Genomic DNA, 15,018 nt, shown 5'->3' with positions numbered 1-15,018 from the left:
CAACTGAACGTCATTCGACCTAGCACGGATGGATAAATACGCTCATGTTATCGACTTTGCACGGATATATTTGTTCATTCTCTTCGACTTATCACGGATGTTAAACATGCATTGCATTCGACCTAACGCGGATAGATTGTCTTTACCATATTCGACTTATCGTGGATGGCTACGAATAATGTCAACTTATAATTCAATTATTTAAGCAATTTATTTAAAGTAGAGCACAAAGTTATGGGTTCGACCTATCATGGATGGATGTCTGCAATATCTTAAACATCAATAATGGCAATTCGTCTTTCAGAATATCCACTTAAAGAACGAAGGGGGGGGAACTGTGTTAAAGCTGGATTTCATGTGTGATCTACGCATTCGACCTATCACGGATGTTCATAAGACTTTACATGGATGGTTCTTCGACCTTACGTGGACGGAATTTAGACTTAGCAAGGATGATATTAGACCTATCGCGGTTGATTTAACGACTTATCGCGGACGATAATGTCTGTAAAGTGGCTATTGTCAATGGTCTACAGAGCGTTAAGGGTTTTAAAGGGTTTTAAAAGGAAATAAGGTATAAAAGGTTACGTACAATTTTTATCTCTTATAAAATCAAAACCAAAATCAGAATAATTGTATTCAATAGATATATACCCAAAATAAGCAATGACACCAGTAAGTTAGCTAATGAAGGAATGAAATGAATCCACTAGAAATTGAGATTGCCATTTCAGCGCTCCATTCTACCGGTGATTACGTTGTACTACGCCGATTGAATCTGGAAACCGATCCTCGTTTTACCCGTAGAACTTCTCCCAACGCAAAGATTGCCCTCTGTCTTGATACCGAGACAACGGGTTTGAATCCGTCAGCAGACAAGGTGATCGAACTCGGCATTGTCGCCTTTGAATACAATCCCGATACAGGTGAAATCATCAGGATCACTGACCGCTATTCGGGGTTTGAAGATCCCGGAATGCCGCTGTCGAAAGAGATAACAGAAATCACCGGTATTACCGATGAGATGGTTGCCAATCAGGAATTTGCCGATGAGCAGGTGAATATTCTTGCCAGCAAGGCAAGCCTGGTCATTGCTCACAATGCCGGTTTCGACCGACGGTTTGTTGAGAAACGCTTCCCGGCATTTATAAAGCTTCCATGGGCCTGTTCCGTATCGCAGATCAACTGGGATGCCGAACGGATCAAATCACGCTCTCTGGAGTTCGTTCTGCTCAAATGCGGCGGGCACTGCATCAATGCCCATCGAGCATTGGAAGACGCCGAAGGGGTTTTGGGCCTGCTGCTCGGAACGCTTCCTGTAAGCAATGCCCCTGTTTTCAAGACCCTTCTGGATAAAGCATTTGAATCGACCTCCAGAATAATCGCCGTAGGCTCACCTTTTGAAACCAAGGATATCCTGAAAGAGCGTGGATACCGATGGAGTGACGGTTCACGCGGAGGTGTCAAGGCATGGTGGACTGTCGTTTCAGAGGAAGATGAGCAGAAAGAGCTGAAATTCCTGGCCAAGGAAATCTACCCCGGTGGCAACACCAAGCATGTTGTTATCAAGCGGATTGATGCCGTGTCACGTTTTTCTGTTCGGGAAGAGTGATATGAATATATCCCAGGCACTACCTGCAATAGGAATCGACCTCGGCGGCACCAAGACTGAATCAATACTCCTTTCCGTTGATGATACAGTCCTGTTCCGTGAACGCAAGCCCACACCCCGCCATGATGGGTATGAAGCCATTGTGAACTCTGTAGTGGAGATGATAAACCATGCTGCTTCTCGACTTAGCACGGATGCTCCCTACACTGTCGGCATCGGAATACCCGGATCTGTGGATGAAAAGACCGGTTTTGTTCGTAACGCCAACTCTACCTGCCTGATCGGCCACCCTCTCAAGGCCGACATCGAGCGATTGTTAAGCAGACCGGTCAAGGTTCGCAACGACGCCGACTGCTTCACGCTGGCAGAATGCCGAGCCGGAGCAGGGGAGGGGGGCAATCTGGTTTTCGGAGTCATCATGGGAACAGGCTGCGGCGGTGGACTCTCTATCGATGGAGTCGTGCGCGAAGGGCCTCATAGAATAGCAGGAGAATGGGGACATTACTCTGTTGATCCTCAAGGGGCACCCTGCTATTGCGGTAATCAAGGCTGTGTTGAGACACTTATCAGCGGATCGGGTGTTGAAGCTGCCTTTTTCAGGGAATACGGGCAGAATATATCGATGGACGCGATTGTTTCGCATGCCCGAACCGGAGAGCCTCGTTGCCTGAAAACTTTCAATCGTTTCCTGGATGATTTCGGACGCTGCCTGGGAGGCCTCATTTCCATACTAGACCCCGATGTTGTCGTATTAGGGGGAGGACTATCTAATATCGATGAAATCTATTCAGAGGGCATTGAGAGGGTCAAAAATTACGTTTTCCACGATCATCTGCGTACCCCGATCCTTAAGAACCGTCTCGGAGATTCAGCCGGAGTGTTTGGTGCCGCATGGATAGGGCAGGGGGGACAGGTGTTGTGACTTGACCCCGCTCGCCTGGCTTGCACTTGTCACCTTTATCGTCTGGTTTATATTTGCCATCGACATCATGTATGGCAACAGAACCATCCGGGCCCTGAGGGACGTAACTCCAGAACTCCCTAACGTAGTCCCACCGGTATCAGTCATCGTCGCAGCCCGCAATGAATCGCGTAACATCCGTTCAGCCATACAGTCGCTCTTATCACTCAACTACCCTGATTATGAACTGATCGTAGTGGACGACCGTTCCGACGATGACACCGGGTCTATTCTCGATGAAATGGATAAACATGATTCTCGATTGCGCGTAATTCACCTCTCAGATCTGCCGTCAGGATGGCTCGGGAAAAACCATGCTCTCTGGCGAGGGGCATCCGAATCTAACGGCGAAATTCTCCTGTTCACTGATGCCGACATCATTATGGAGCCGACTGTTCTTTCCCGTGCAGTACACTTTTTTCTGGAGCGAGAGATCCATCATCTAGCGGTATCCCCATCAATGACCATGCCCACCACCTTCCTGCAGATGTTCGGGGCATCCTTCATTATCTTTTTTTCCATCTTTGCCCGTCCCTGGAAGGCACGAGACCCGAAAAGCTCCTATCATACGGGGATCGGAGCATTCAATATGGTCAGCCGGGATGCCTACAAGGCAGTCGGTGGCCATGAAGCCATAAGACTTCGTCCGGACGATGACATTAAACTGGGGAAGATCATCAAAAAGGGGGGATTCAGGTCAGATGTGGCATATGGTCCGGATTTCCTCAGCGTCGAATGGTACTCCTCTCTGGGTGAGGTTATCAGGGGGCTTGAGAAAAACGCCTTCTCGGGGTGCGATTACCGCATCTCACTGGCACTCTTCGGGGTCATCTTTCACCTTTTAGCCACAATCTGGCCATATCTCGCAATCTTTTTGACCTGCGGCATCACCCGCTCAATCTACATATTTACAGTACTGCTCCTTACCGTACTCTTTGCAGACTGCGCAACGTTTCATGCCTCAAAGCGATGGTATGCTGTAGGGTTCCCGCTTTCCACTCTCCTCTTTGTTTGGATACTCCTCAGGACGATGGTTCTTAACCTTTCACAGGGTGGAATACAATGGAGAGGCACGTTCTACTCGCTTAAGGAATTGAAGGGAAATCGAGTCTGACGAGCTGAGATACATGAATATCATTCGCTACGTAATAGCAGTCATGCTTACAGTCGCCATACCCGGCGCCATCGTCTTCTGGCTGATGATTCACCCCTTCGCCCGCTATTGGAGGAGAAAGGGTAAATCCTTTACCTACTGGGTCACCTGCAGCGTCCTGCTGCTTATCATGTCCGGCATGTTCCTGCTTCGTGGAGTTCTCCTGCAGACCGAGTGGGGAACAAACTGGTTTCTTGTTTCTATCGGTGCGATACTCCTGGCGCTATCAGGGTGGTTGCGTAAACTGCTGGCTTCCGAACTTCCAATCCCGGTTCTTGTTGGACTTCCCGAAGTGACCGGTGTTGGCCATCTCATCACTTCCGGTATGTACAGCCGGGTGCGTCACCCCCGCTACCTGCAGATGGATCTTGCCCTTATCGGTTACGCACTTGTCGCCAACTATCCTGCCGGATACGCTGCAGCACTGCTATGGCTGGTCGGCATCCGGATTGTAGTACTTTTTGAAGAACGAGAACTGACCGAGCGGTTCGGAAACGAGTATCGAAATTACTGCCGGCATGTGCCCCGGTTCATCCCACGTGGTATTATTGGAATACGAAAGGGTAAAGTAGATGAATGAACCTATAACCTTCTGGCTGGAAAACAGACACTGCTCCGGAACAATAGCTGCGGTGATTGGTGTGCAGCAGCTGGTACACTACCGTGACCGGTATTACGTAGTTGAAGGTGGGGCTGCGCAAACCAGGGCTGGTAAACCGCTACGTTTTTCAAACTCATCGCTGCCAGCATCATGGAAACTGGCTCTTAAAGGAGAGGTTCCAGTACCGGCTGTTTCATTCACAGAGACTGAGCCGGCACCACTACCACAAAAACCGAAACGTGAGCGCAAGAAAACGGAGGCATCAGATATGGAGAAGCAACAAGAGGAAACAGTTCCTGAATTGAAAGTTACTGCACCGCTTCCGGGAGCCAAACCGAAACGAAAAAGTGAAGCGAAACCTGCTGCTCATCCACCTGTTGTTGCAAACTGTCCTTACTGCCATGTTCGCCATGATATCCCCCTTGAGAAGGGAAAGAGCGGCAAACCGTTTTTTATGAACTGTTCAAAGTGCTCGAAGGAGTTTGCCGTTCGTTTTGTGCAGGTCACCATGTACCAGGCACAGGTTGCCGGGTTCCAGTAGATGACTGAACGGATTGTAAAGGCAGAGCTTCTCAAGAAGATCATCGCGCAGCTATCTCACGATCTCGATGTGCTCTTCACCGCAGCGAAAACAGCCCACGAAGCCTCAACCCACGAAGAGAATCAGCCGGATAACAAATACGATACTCTCGCACTTGAAGCTTCTTATGTTGCCCAGGGGCAGGCCAACCGGGCTCATGAACTCAGAAAGTCCATAGAGATATACCGGCAGCTGAAACCGCATGGGTCGAATGTCGAAACCGTACGACTGACCTCACTTGTAACTCTTGAAGATCCTGACGGTAAACAGAGGACACTGTTCATCTGCCCGATCGAAGGGGGATTGAAAATAGAATACCAGGACCAGGAGATTGTCGTCATAACCCCGGGATCGCCACTGGGGAGGGAACTCCTCGGCAAGACTGTTGGCGATGCAGTAGAGATTGAAACCGGAAACAGCCGAACGGAGTATGAAATTGTCGAAATATGTTGATGTTGAAATAGTTCCTGAAAAGGGGTATCAGCCAAAGAGTCAGAGCGACTATCATGAAGACGGTGTTGACGTACCGTATGACCGAATCAGCCCTGAAGTTCTCCACTCCCTGATAGCGGAGTTCGTTACCAGGGAATGGGAAGAGCTTGGAGTTTCTTGCTACACGCTTGAAGACAAAATCGAACAGGTACTCCGGCAGTTGCAGCAGAAGAAAGCGAAGGTCGTGTTTGACCTGTCAACGAACAGCTGCAACATTGTCGTTAATAAATAATATTACGAGGTTCATATGCAAACATTTGTAGTGAAATCAGCTCTCTTGCTCATATTAGCACTGATATGCTCTCCTGCTGTCAGTTTTGCTGACGAAGTACCATCTGAGCAACTGAAGAAAGTTATTACATCAGTTCTTGATGCCTATGGTGGGAAAGATGCCGTGGGAAAAGTGAAGTCAGTGACCGCAAAAGGAACTATTTCCGATTTTATGAAAGACAAGCAGGGTGATTACGCCCGCTACTATGCACGACCGCAAAAACTCCGGATAGAGATCATGCCTGATCAAGGGGGCGAAGCAAGAATCCTTGATGGGGCAAAGGGGTGGCAGGGGAGTCCTGAATCTCTGAAAGAAGCGCGGCCCGTGACGCTCCAGTCGATGATCTACCAGTACAGTTACCTCGACCTGCCTATGGGGCTTGCCGACATGAGTTATTCCATGTCGTATGCGGGGAAGAATGAGTACAAAGGCAAACTGTATGACCTGCTGCTTATTGATCTCAAAGGCGCTCCGAAACTGAGGGTGTTCATCGATCCAGAGAAGCATCTGATCGTCAGAGTGGCTTCAGATTTCGACATGGGGATGGGTTCCAGCGAGCTGTCAACCGACTATGAGGATTTCAGGCGGGTCGGCACAGTAATGTTCCCCTATCGACTCGTAAACTATGCAGGCGAGATGAAACTGTCGGTCATTACTCTCTCTGACATTCAGATCAATAGCGATATTCCGAAAGAGAAATTTTCTCCCAGTCCCAAATAGAGGAGGATCACAACCATGAAAATTCTGGCCATAATCGCCAGCCCACGCGGAATGAAAGGTAATACCGGCAGACTCCTGGAAGAGGTTCTGACGGGAGTCAGAGAGTACGGAGCTGAAGAGGAAATCATCTCGCTTTCGGCAATGAAGGTCCAGCCTTGTGTGGGATGCGATGTTTGTCACTCCACAGGCATCTGCTCCATCAAGGACGACTACGAAGCGATCAAGGAGAAACTCCTTGCCTGCGATGGCTTCATTCTGGCCAGTCCGAACTATATTTTCAGTGTCACCGCCCAGATGAAAGCGCTGTTTGACCGCTGCAACGGACTTATTCACTGCATGGCTCTGGAAGGGAAGTATGCGGCAATGGTCGAGACATCCGGCGGGGGCGAGGACGAAGAGGTCATCAGTTACATGAACCGCTTTGCAAATACGCTTGGCGCTACATCTGTTGGTGGCGTTGGCTCACCAATGATCGGAGTCAGACTGTTCCCGGACGAGCCTGTTCTGTTTGAAAAAGCCCATGCCCTCGGTCGAGACCTTTGCCAGAGTATTGCTGATAAGCGTGAGTTCCCCGATCAGAAGCTGTTCCATGATGCGTTCAGGGAGAGGATGTCAGGTCTTGTTGACTTCATGCAGGAGTACTGGGTGTTCGAGCGGGGATACTGGCAGAAAAAGAGAAACCAAAAAGTTTGAATCCGGAGAGTTCATGAATATTTCATATTTCACTCGCTATTCAGTTGTCATCATTCAACTCATCTTGTTGGTGGTAACTGCAGGTCAGGCATCTGCCTGGAATGACCGCACCCACATGGCCGTGGTTGAAGCAGCAGGTGCCGAGAAGCTCTCCTATCTGGCAGTCGGTGCCGACATGGCAAAGGAGCGGGCACCCGTCGAACGGCTCAACCATTACTGCAACAACCCCAAAGGAACCGTCGTCACCGCAAATATGATACTGGGCCAGGTCCCGTATTTCAGCACCGCAGAGCCCGAGAGTGGCCATCTCTACGGCGCCATAATCGCATCACTCGAAACCTACAGGGAGCAGAAGAAAAACCCTTCCAAATATGCACTGTATCCACTTGGCTACGCCATGCATTACCTTGGCGACCTCTCAATGCCCCTTCACAACATGGAATACGGATCCTTTAACAAATTGCATCACGGCAGAAATGACAACGTCGTTGAGAACGATCCCAAACTGGTTCAAGAGATTCGCTCTTTGATGGGGAAATACCCGGTGAAAATTGATCCTCAAAAGTTTCGTGATTCGCTGGTAGCCGAGGTTGCAGCAATCGCCGGAAGAAGTATCGCCTTAAGCTACCAGCTCCAGGAGAGCAAAACCTCCCTAATGAGTAAAGCGACTGCCTATGAGCAACTGGCTCAGAGTGCCTCACTCCTGCGGGCTGTGCTGATTGCCCTTGAAGTGCCGGTTTCAGATAGCAATAACTGACGTTATTTTCAGAGATTCCATACCCTAATAACGGAGGTCAACTGATGAATTGCCATCCACGCCAAATCAGAACCATTACCCTTCTGATGCTTCTTGCCTTCTGTTTGATTATCACTTCGGCTCTGGCTGCCGGAACAGGTTCTTCTCCGGCATTACAACAGACTGTAACTGCCAGTGAGCCGGTATTAGACGAAATTCTTCAGGTAAGTAATAAGTACTTCAGCACCTTTCCGTTCATGCGGGCCGAGGATGTCTATGAGAAGATTGTTAAAGGTGGAGACAGTTCTTATCTGCTGGTGAGCGTGCAATCTGCTGATGACTATGCCAGGGGGCATATTCCCGGTGCCATCAATATTCCATTTCAGGAGATTGCCGAAGCTGCATCCTTGGCTCGACTGCCACGGGATAAAAAGATTGTCTTGAGCTGTGAAGATGGTCACCGTTCCATGGCAGCCGCCCTTTTTCTCGGCCAACTCGGTTATGACACCAAAGTTGTTTCCATGGGGCTCAGTTACTGGAACAAGACTGGGGCGCAAATCGCGTCTCCCTATCCGGGATCTGCCGGATACCCTGTAAGCACAGCTGATAGTATTCAGAAAGAACGATACGAACTCCCGACCATGGGAAATATCGGTAAAGATGTTCGCGGTGTCATTATTGAGCGGACCAAGGCAGTTATCGCCCAGAAACCTGGTCTGTTCATAAACAGGAATGAGGTTTATGAGAATGCAGTCAAGGGAACTGATAAGAAATATTTCCTCGTCAGCCTTCAGAGGCCTGAGGATTATTCCAAAGGGCATGTCCCCGGGGCGATCAATATTCCTTACAGCGAAATTGCCAAGGCGGACAGCTTGAGCAAACTTCCCCGGAACAAAAAAATTGTGCTCATCTGCTATGTAGGTCATTGGGCAGGATCTGCGGCACTTTTTCTGAACCAGTTGGGATATGAAGCATATGACATGCGATTTGGAACTCTGGGCTGGAACGATGCGACAGATGGGCTTGGGGAAGCCAAAGGCTATCTGGTTGCTTTAGGAGGATCATTGTCATTGCCAGTAGAGCGTAGGGATCTCAAAAAATAATCTACTGTCCGTATTCCGATTAAATTAACCAGTTTGACTGATTTAGACATGACCACTATTGTGACATCATTACCGGCTAAACGATATGCATCGACCGACACTCCAGAGAAGATCGAAGAGGAGTTGCGGTAGTTGATTCAAGGATATGAACATAAATGAAGCAGGAACATGTTCTCAACTATTCACTCACAATTTCTCTTCCAAGGGTACGAGTCTTTGAATTTTTCGCTGATGCAGCCAACCTTGAGCGGATAACGCCTCCGGAACTCCAGTTTTCCATCCTCACACCCCTGCCGATAGTGATGTGCCAGGGTGCTCTTATCGATTACCGGTTGAAGCTGTTTGGAATTCCATTTTCCTGGAAAACCAGGATAACCGAATGGTCGCCGCCGGTTTATTTCGAAGATGAACAGCTGGAAGGACCGTACCAGCAGTGGATTCATCGACACACATTCACCGAATGCGAAGATGGCAGAACGATTATCGATGATGAGGTTCGCTTCCGGCTTCCATCAATTCCTTTGGGAGAAGCTGCATTCCCAATAGTAAGAAAACAGCTTGAGCGAATTTTTGATTACCGGCAGAAAACGGTAAAGGCAATATTGTCCAGCGGCACAATATGAATATTATATCTTTTGCCATCGACTCAGTTGGATATATAGCAACCTGATCTGCCTTGTAACATCGAGTAAACCTGCTATTCTCGCTGTATTATTTCATTATCAAGGAGGAAAGGGAACATGACCAAGGCAGAACTTGTAGCCAAAATTGCAGAGAAGGCAAAGCTTACCAAAGCACAGGCAGAAGCAGCCGTAGCAGCGTTCCAGTGCACCGTAACCACAGAACTGATGAACGACGGGAAAATCTCATTATTGGGCTTCGGAACTTTCTCCACACTCAAACGAGCCGCTCGAACCGGCAGAAACCCCCAGACAGGCAAACCGCTGAAAATCGCTGCCAAGCGGGTCGGTAAGTTTACCGCCGGAAAAAATCTCAAAGATCTTGATGCATGCAAATTTGTTTGCAAGAAAGAAAAGGCGAAACCTGCTGCAAAGGCAGCGAAAGCTCCTGCTAAAACAGCGGCAAAGGCCAAGAAGAAATAATAATTTACGCCCATCGTGATAAGGAGACAATAAAATGAGAAAACAGTTCGCCCTGTTGTTTGCCATCCTGCTCGCCCTGGCCATCTCTCTCCCTGTCTTCGCTGCTGATAAGAAAGCGCCTGCTGCAAAACCTGCGGAAGCGGCCAAGACGACACCCGCAGATAAGAAGGCCGAGTCGGCTGCTGCCAAAGAAGAATTGCTTGACATCAATTCAGCCACTGAAGAGCAGCTGAAAGGGCTTGCGGGAATCGGTGACGCTTACAGTAAGAAGATCATCGCTGGTCGTCCTTATGCGAAGAAGGACCAACTCGTTTCCAAGAAGATTGTTCCTCAGGCAACCTACGACAAGATCAAGGACAAGATCATCGCAAAACAGGCTGCAAAAAAATAGTAAACAGGTCTGGCACAAACTAATGCCCCGGTGATGCCGGGGTTTTTCATTTAAAAGGAATGGATACCGCATGAAAACAGCGCTTCTTATCATCGACAATCAGAATGACTATTTCCCCGGCGGCAAGATGGAACTGGTTGGCAGCGTTCAGGCAGCGGCAGCAGCATTACGGCTTCTGTCAGCGTTCAGAAAGCAGTCATGGCCTGTGTACCATGTGCAGCATATCTCCATGCAACCTGGCGCAACATTCTTCCTCCCGGATACTGAAGGTGCAGCGATTCACAAATCAGTAGCTCCATTACCCACGGAACCGGTAATCACCAAGCATTTCCCCAGCAGTTTCCGTGACACCAGTCTCCTGGAACAGCTTAAGGCTGATAAAATTGGAACTCTCCTTATCTGCGGTATGATGAGTCACATGTGTGTCGATACCACGGTAAGGGCTGCCTTCGACCTCGGGTTTTCCTGCATCGTTACCCACGATGCCTGTGCCACCAGGGATTTGTCCTTCAATGGAGTAACCGTTCCGGCAGCACAGGTACATGCCTCGTATATGGCGGCACTCGGTGCGGTATTTGCCCAGGTGAAAGGCGTGGAGGAAATTCTCGAAAACATATCCTCGACGGTTTGAGTTCGGCGTAGCTCTGACCCCCCTGCTGCTCAACGGGAAATACATGTAGACTGCCTGGAGGTCTACCATCATGACAACTGAACATCAGATGCCGGCCCTTTTCATCGGTCACGGCAACCCGATGAACGCGATAGAAGAAACTCCTTTCGTAGTAGCCTGGAGAGAACAGGCCGCAACGATCCCGCACCCGAAGTCGATAATCTGTGTCTCTGCGCATTGGGAGACTGACGGCACCAGAGTAACCGCCATGGAGTCGCCGCGAACGATTCACGACTTCTATGGCTTCCCAGATGAACTATTCCGGGTGCAGTACCCTGCAATCGGTTCACCGGAACTTGCTCATCATGTCCGGGATTTGATCGGGCTGGAAGAGATTGCTGCCGACGAATCATGGGGGTTCGATCATGGTGCCTGGTCAGTACTGCGCCGTATGTATCCGGAAGCCGACATACCGGTTATCCAGCTCTCCCTTGACCTGAAAAAGTCACCCCGCGAACATTTCGAACTGGCAAAGAAGCTGCTCCCTCTCCGGAAAGAGGGAGTTCTCATTGTAGGAAGTGGCAACATAGTCCACAACCTCTCCCTCATGCGTTGGAATGACGATTCACCGTATCAGTGGGCTTCAGAGTTCAATACACTGGTGACCGGGTTAATCCATAAAGGCGCTGTAGACAACCTGATTGACTACTCTTCCCTTGGATCATCGTCACGCCTTTCAATTCCGACGAACGAGCACTATCTGCCACTACTTTACATTCTGGCTCTGCAGATGGCGGACGATACGGTTTCATTCTTTGCTGATCAGATAGTCATGGGTTCTATTTCCATGCAGTCAGTGAGAATAGGGTAGGGGGGGAACGTGCCGAGAGAATGTATGACTGCACCTACAGCAATTGAGTTGATTAGAAAACTCGAACTGCTCCGTCATCCGGAAGGAGGCTGGTATCGGGAGACATACCGTTCAGAAGAGACTATTCCTGCAGCAGCACTTCCTGATCGATTCTCCGGTGACCGCTCATTCTGCACGGCGATCTACTTCCTTTTAGAGAAGGGCGATTTCTCTGCGTTCCACCGGATCAAATCCGACGAACTATGGCATTTCCATAGCGGTACAACGCTGACTATCCATATGCTGTCGCAGGATGGCAGCTATCAGACTCATCGTCTGGGTGCCGACCTTGATGCCGGTGCATCATTTCAAGCCGTTGTCCCTGCCGGGTTCTGGTTCGGAGCTGAAGTTACCGGCAACGGCGGCTATGCACTGGTGAGCTGTACGGTTTCACCAGGATTCGATTTTGCCGACTTTGAAATGGCGGATAGAGATGACCTGATACGGCAGTTACCATCGCACACCGGGATTATTCGTCAACTAACTAGGGAGAGCGTAACCCATGTCAAAACTACTGCAAACGATACAGTTCCAACTTGAAAACGGAGTTATCGAACCGTCGCTTGTATCAGAGTTACTGAAAGAGTACGACGTCCTCAGAAAGCGAACTGATGCACTTGAAGAGCTGCTGATCATGATTGTCAGAACTGGCTGGCCATGGGATGAAGAGGGTGAGCCCAATGCAATCTATCATGCAAGCAGGGACGGGTTTGCCACTGCAATAAGCGAAGCACGGAACCTTCTCGGTCTGCAGCGCAGCATCCTTACCAGAACTGAGCCGAAGACATAGAAAGGAGCAGTGAACGGATGAAAGTACTTGTTGATCTATGCGTTGTCCCGATCGGTGTCGGGGTGTCCCTGTCACCGTACATCGCAGCCTGCGAAAAGGTGCTGACCGAAGCAGGTCTTAAGACTTCCCTGCACTCCTACGGGACCAATATTGAAGGCGAATGGGATGATGTCTTTGCGGCGGTGAAGAAATGTCATGAGGTTGTCCACGAAATGGGAGCGCCCCGCATTACTACAACTATAAAACTCGGCACCCGGACAGATCGCAGTCAGAGCATGGAAGACAAAGTGCGGAGCGTAAAAGACAAGCTCTGAGAGGTGTAGAAGTGCTACGATCACTGACAGCAGGGTTGTTTCTAATCTGCGGAATTCTCTTCCTCTTCTCATGCAACAAGACGCCGCAAATAGAGAAACTCCCGAGCGATGCAGTCGTTCTCGCATTCGGCGACAGCATCACCTTTGGTACTGGAGCTGCACCCACTGAGAGCTACCCGTCCGTTCTGGCGGGTCTCATCGGAAGAAATGTCGTGAATGCCGGTGTGCCGGGCGAGACGACCGGAATTGCGAAACAGCGCCTTGCAGCAACCCTTGATGAAAATCGTCCGGCACTGATGCTCCTCTGTCTCGGCGGCAACGATTTCCTGCAGCGTCAGGACGAAGCGCAGGCGAAAGCAAATCTGGGAGAGATGATCGCAGTTGCAAGGAATCGCGGGGTTGCCGTGGTACTCATTGGAGTGCCGAAACTGGAGTTCGGCCTCAAATTGCCGACGTTTTACCAGGAGATTGCAAGGGAGAATGACATCCCGCTGGAAAGTGAAGCATTGAAGCGGATACTATCAAAAAGCAGTCTGAAGTCTGACGCTATCCACCCAAATGCAGCAGGATACCGGCTTCTTGCAGAATCTGTGGCGAAACTTCTCAGAAACTCAGGTGCACTGTAAGTTCATAGAGGCTTGTCTGTTAATAAGTGGATGAGTTTTACGCAACATAAATATAACTCAGAACTCATATATTTTACTTTTAGTTGATTTGCTACTTAACTAGCAGTATTATACTAATAGTTGAGTAATAGGAGTGCTATGCGCAACCCCTTCTCCAAAACCGTTCTGGGCGACAAAGAACCGTTTTGCAATCAAACGGAAATACTCGCTGCGCTGATGCTGGAAGCTAGATCAGGGAACAACAACGTACTTCTCGCTCCACGCAGGGCCGGGAAAACTACGCTTGCTTACAGGCTTGCCAGAGATTACCGAAATGCCGGAGGTGTCGTCTCGATAGCTGATCTCAGCGCGGTGCCGTCTGCCGATGCCGCAGCAGAGCGGATTGCGATTGCTCTATTTGCCGCCCTCAGTTTGGATAAAAAAATCTTCCAGCGACTTGCATCCCTTATCAGGGCGTACTTGCCGGTTGTCACCATGAATCCGGACGGAACGTTCACTATCTCTGTGTCAGCTTCCGGGGCGGTGCGAGGCGGGATCGACAGGCTCGTGTCGGTAGTTGGAGATCTCGATAAAGTCTCTGACAAATTTGATATACCGCTGCTTGTTGTGCTCGACGAATTCCAGGATCTCGCATTACTGAAGGATGGTGAGGCCATCGAGGCTGCGCTGCGCACTACAATCCAGCACCAGAAGGCATCATACCTGTTTATCGGTTCTCGCCGGAAAATACTCCGGGACATGTTCGAATCCCCCAAAAGAGCCTTTTATCGCGGAGCAACCGTACGAAACTTGCCGTTGATCAATTCCGACGAGTTCTCTGAGCATCTTGTTGCCGTTGTTGCAGCTTCTGGAGCGGCCTGGGATCGCAATATCACTGACGACATCGTTGCCACTGTCGCATGTCATACTTACAGCGTGACCGCAATTGCCCATACGCTTTTCGAGATGACTGCTCCGAAAAGCCCTTCCAATCAGGACCTACTAGATGCCATCAATGACACCTTAGACCGAGAATCATCGCAATTCATGGCGATCTACGCCGGACTGACGCCGCAGGTACGGACACTTTTGCAGGCTCTTGCGGCAGAACCAACCCAACACCCCATGGCTGGGGATTACATGTCGAAACATAGATTGTCAAATGCTGGCACTGTGAAGAAATCTCTGGCTACCCTGATTACGGAAGATCACATCGAAAGAGATGAGAGCGGGTTGTTTAACCTGACTGACCCCCTCATGAGGCTATGGCTTAATAACCGGCTGGTCAATCGTCAAGTAAGAATCGAACTTTTCTGATCCCTCAGGAAATTACCGATAGGAACAACGCAGTGATTAAATTGTGGTGATGCTAA

The 15,018-nt window shown here is 49.5% G+C and carries 20 protein-coding genes and 1 pseudogene; all 21 read left to right on the top strand.

Features of this window, described 5'->3' with window-relative positions:
- Positions 1–700 precede the first annotated feature (700 nt).
- On the top strand, positions 701–1,612 hold the full coding sequence (locus OR1_RS13200) for a 3'-5' exonuclease (protein ID WP_041972356.1): 912 nt from the start codon (positions 701–703) through the stop codon (positions 1,610–1,612).
- A gap of 1 nt (position 1,613) precedes the next feature.
- Positions 1,614–2,534: an ROK family protein gene (locus OR1_RS13195; protein WP_041972355.1), complete on the top strand. Its 921-nt coding sequence runs from the start codon at positions 1,614–1,616 to the stop codon at positions 2,532–2,534.
- A 1-nt stretch (position 2,535) separates the two neighbouring features.
- Complete coding sequence (locus OR1_RS13190; RefSeq protein WP_052440443.1) at positions 2,536–3,687, top strand: glycosyltransferase family 2 protein; 1,152 nt, start codon at positions 2,536–2,538, stop codon at positions 3,685–3,687.
- A gap of 13 nt (positions 3,688–3,700) precedes the next feature.
- Entirely contained in the window at positions 3,701–4,306 is a 606-nt protein-coding gene (locus OR1_RS20940) for an isoprenylcysteine carboxylmethyltransferase family protein (RefSeq protein ID WP_052440442.1), read from the top strand.
- Positions 4,299–4,868: a hypothetical protein gene (locus OR1_RS22100; protein WP_152609891.1), complete on the top strand. Its 570-nt coding sequence runs from the start codon at positions 4,299–4,301 to the stop codon at positions 4,866–4,868. The genes OR1_RS20940 and OR1_RS22100 overlap by 8 nt, the downstream gene beginning before the upstream one ends.
- A complete protein-coding gene (locus tag OR1_RS13175; RefSeq protein WP_237754294.1) occupies positions 4,869–5,360 on the top strand; it encodes a GreA/GreB family elongation factor in 492 nt (163 codons plus the stop codon).
- Positions 5,344–5,631 (top strand): YheU family protein, encoded by a 288-nt coding sequence (locus OR1_RS13170; protein WP_370543360.1) that lies wholly within the window; start codon positions 5,344–5,346, stop codon positions 5,629–5,631. Before OR1_RS13175 ends, OR1_RS13170 begins: the two co-directional genes overlap by 17 nt.
- Before the next feature lie 15 nt (positions 5,632–5,646).
- Entirely contained in the window at positions 5,647–6,390 is a 744-nt protein-coding gene (locus OR1_RS13165) for a hypothetical protein (protein WP_041972352.1), read from the top strand.
- A gap of 15 nt (positions 6,391–6,405) precedes the next feature.
- Entirely contained in the window at positions 6,406–7,083 is a 678-nt protein-coding gene (locus OR1_RS13160) for a flavodoxin family protein (protein WP_041972351.1), read from the top strand.
- 13 nt (positions 7,084–7,096) lie between these two features.
- Positions 7,097–7,840, top strand: coding sequence for a hypothetical protein (locus OR1_RS13155; protein ID WP_041972350.1), 744 nt, complete (start codon positions 7,097–7,099; stop codon positions 7,838–7,840).
- A 44-nt stretch (positions 7,841–7,884) separates the two neighbouring features.
- Positions 7,885–8,922, top strand: a complete 1,038-nt coding sequence (locus OR1_RS13150; protein WP_041972349.1) for a rhodanese-like domain-containing protein — start codon at positions 7,885–7,887, stop codon at positions 8,920–8,922.
- A gap of 155 nt (positions 8,923–9,077) precedes the next feature.
- Positions 9,078–9,545 carry an SRPBCC family protein gene (locus OR1_RS13145; RefSeq protein WP_041972348.1) on the top strand — a complete coding sequence of 156 codons (468 nt, stop codon included), beginning with the start codon at positions 9,078–9,080 and terminating at the stop codon, positions 9,543–9,545.
- Between the two features lie 117 nt (positions 9,546–9,662).
- Positions 9,663–9,923: pseudogene (locus OR1_RS13140) on the top strand (HU family DNA-binding protein); the annotation flags it as partial.
- Positions 9,924–10,059: 136 nt separating this feature from the next.
- The gene (locus OR1_RS13135; protein WP_041972347.1) at positions 10,060–10,416 is read left to right on the top strand and encodes a helix-hairpin-helix domain-containing protein; all 357 of its coding nucleotides are present in this window, start codon (positions 10,060–10,062) and stop codon (positions 10,414–10,416) included.
- A 70-nt stretch (positions 10,417–10,486) separates the two neighbouring features.
- Entirely contained in the window at positions 10,487–11,047 is a 561-nt protein-coding gene (locus OR1_RS13130) for a cysteine hydrolase family protein (RefSeq protein WP_041972346.1), read from the top strand.
- A 70-nt stretch (positions 11,048–11,117) separates the two neighbouring features.
- The gene (gene ygiD, locus OR1_RS13125; RefSeq protein WP_041972345.1) at positions 11,118–11,897 is read left to right on the top strand and encodes a 4,5-DOPA dioxygenase extradiol; all 780 of its coding nucleotides are present in this window, start codon (positions 11,118–11,120) and stop codon (positions 11,895–11,897) included.
- Between the two features lie 24 nt (positions 11,898–11,921).
- Positions 11,922–12,476 (top strand): cupin domain-containing protein, encoded by a 555-nt coding sequence (locus tag OR1_RS13120; RefSeq protein ID WP_041972344.1) that lies wholly within the window; start codon positions 11,922–11,924, stop codon positions 12,474–12,476.
- Positions 12,439–12,726 carry a hypothetical protein gene (locus OR1_RS13115; protein ID WP_041972343.1) on the top strand — a complete coding sequence of 96 codons (288 nt, stop codon included), beginning with the start codon at positions 12,439–12,441 and terminating at the stop codon, positions 12,724–12,726. Before OR1_RS13120 ends, OR1_RS13115 begins: the two co-directional genes overlap by 38 nt.
- A gap of 17 nt (positions 12,727–12,743) precedes the next feature.
- Positions 12,744–13,040, top strand: a complete 297-nt coding sequence (locus tag OR1_RS13110) for an MTH1187 family thiamine-binding protein (protein WP_041972342.1) — start codon at positions 12,744–12,746, stop codon at positions 13,038–13,040.
- Positions 13,041–13,051: 11 nt separating this feature from the next.
- Positions 13,052–13,666: an arylesterase gene (locus OR1_RS13105; protein ID WP_082002943.1), complete on the top strand. Its 615-nt coding sequence runs from the start codon at positions 13,052–13,054 to the stop codon at positions 13,664–13,666.
- A gap of 138 nt (positions 13,667–13,804) precedes the next feature.
- Positions 13,805–14,962, top strand: a complete 1,158-nt coding sequence (locus OR1_RS13100) for an ATP-binding protein (protein WP_041972341.1) — start codon at positions 13,805–13,807, stop codon at positions 14,960–14,962.
- The last annotated feature ends 56 nt before the right edge of the window (positions 14,963–15,018 follow it).

The sequence above is a fragment of the Geobacter sp. OR-1 genome, assembly GCF_000813145.1.
Lineage (GTDB): Bacteria > Desulfobacterota > Desulfuromonadia > Geobacterales > DSM-12255 > Geoanaerobacter.
Note: the sequence above shows the minus strand (reverse complement) of the source record. Positions and strands in the feature narration are given on the sequence as shown.

Excerpts from the sequence above, each read along its gene's own strand:
- OR1_RS13175 (WP_237754294.1), top strand. The coding sequence starts at position 4,869 with ATGACTGAACGGATTGTAAAGGCAGAGCTTCTCAAGAAGATCATCGCG.
- OR1_RS13100 (WP_041972341.1), top strand. The coding sequence starts at position 13,805 with ATGCGCAACCCCTTCTCCAAAACCGTTCTGGGCGACAAAGAACCGTTT.
- OR1_RS13160 (WP_041972351.1), top strand. The coding sequence starts at position 6,406 with ATGAAAATTCTGGCCATAATCGCCAGCCCACGCGGAATGAAAGGTAAT.
- OR1_RS20940 (WP_052440442.1), top strand. The coding sequence starts at position 3,701 with ATGAATATCATTCGCTACGTAATAGCAGTCATGCTTACAGTCGCCATA.
- OR1_RS13150 (WP_041972349.1), top strand. The coding sequence starts at position 7,885 with ATGAATTGCCATCCACGCCAAATCAGAACCATTACCCTTCTGATGCTT.
- OR1_RS13145 (WP_041972348.1), top strand. The coding sequence starts at position 9,078 with ATGAAGCAGGAACATGTTCTCAACTATTCACTCACAATTTCTCTTCCA.
- OR1_RS13195 (WP_041972355.1), top strand. The coding sequence starts at position 1,614 with ATGAATATATCCCAGGCACTACCTGCAATAGGAATCGACCTCGGCGGC.
- OR1_RS13110 (WP_041972342.1), top strand. The coding sequence starts at position 12,744 with ATGAAAGTACTTGTTGATCTATGCGTTGTCCCGATCGGTGTCGGGGTG.
- OR1_RS13115 (WP_041972343.1), top strand. The coding sequence starts at position 12,439 with ATGTCAAAACTACTGCAAACGATACAGTTCCAACTTGAAAACGGAGTT.
- OR1_RS13135 (WP_041972347.1), top strand. The coding sequence starts at position 10,060 with ATGAGAAAACAGTTCGCCCTGTTGTTTGCCATCCTGCTCGCCCTGGCC.
- OR1_RS22100 (WP_152609891.1), top strand. The coding sequence starts at position 4,299 with ATGAATGAACCTATAACCTTCTGGCTGGAAAACAGACACTGCTCCGGA.
- OR1_RS13120 (WP_041972344.1), top strand. The coding sequence starts at position 11,922 with ATGACTGCACCTACAGCAATTGAGTTGATTAGAAAACTCGAACTGCTC.
- OR1_RS13130 (WP_041972346.1), top strand. The coding sequence starts at position 10,487 with ATGAAAACAGCGCTTCTTATCATCGACAATCAGAATGACTATTTCCCC.
- OR1_RS13165 (WP_041972352.1), top strand. The coding sequence starts at position 5,647 with ATGCAAACATTTGTAGTGAAATCAGCTCTCTTGCTCATATTAGCACTG.
- OR1_RS13155 (WP_041972350.1), top strand. The coding sequence starts at position 7,097 with ATGAATATTTCATATTTCACTCGCTATTCAGTTGTCATCATTCAACTC.
- ygiD (WP_041972345.1), top strand. The coding sequence starts at position 11,118 with ATGACAACTGAACATCAGATGCCGGCCCTTTTCATCGGTCACGGCAAC.
- OR1_RS13200 (WP_041972356.1), top strand. The coding sequence starts at position 701 with ATGAATCCACTAGAAATTGAGATTGCCATTTCAGCGCTCCATTCTACC.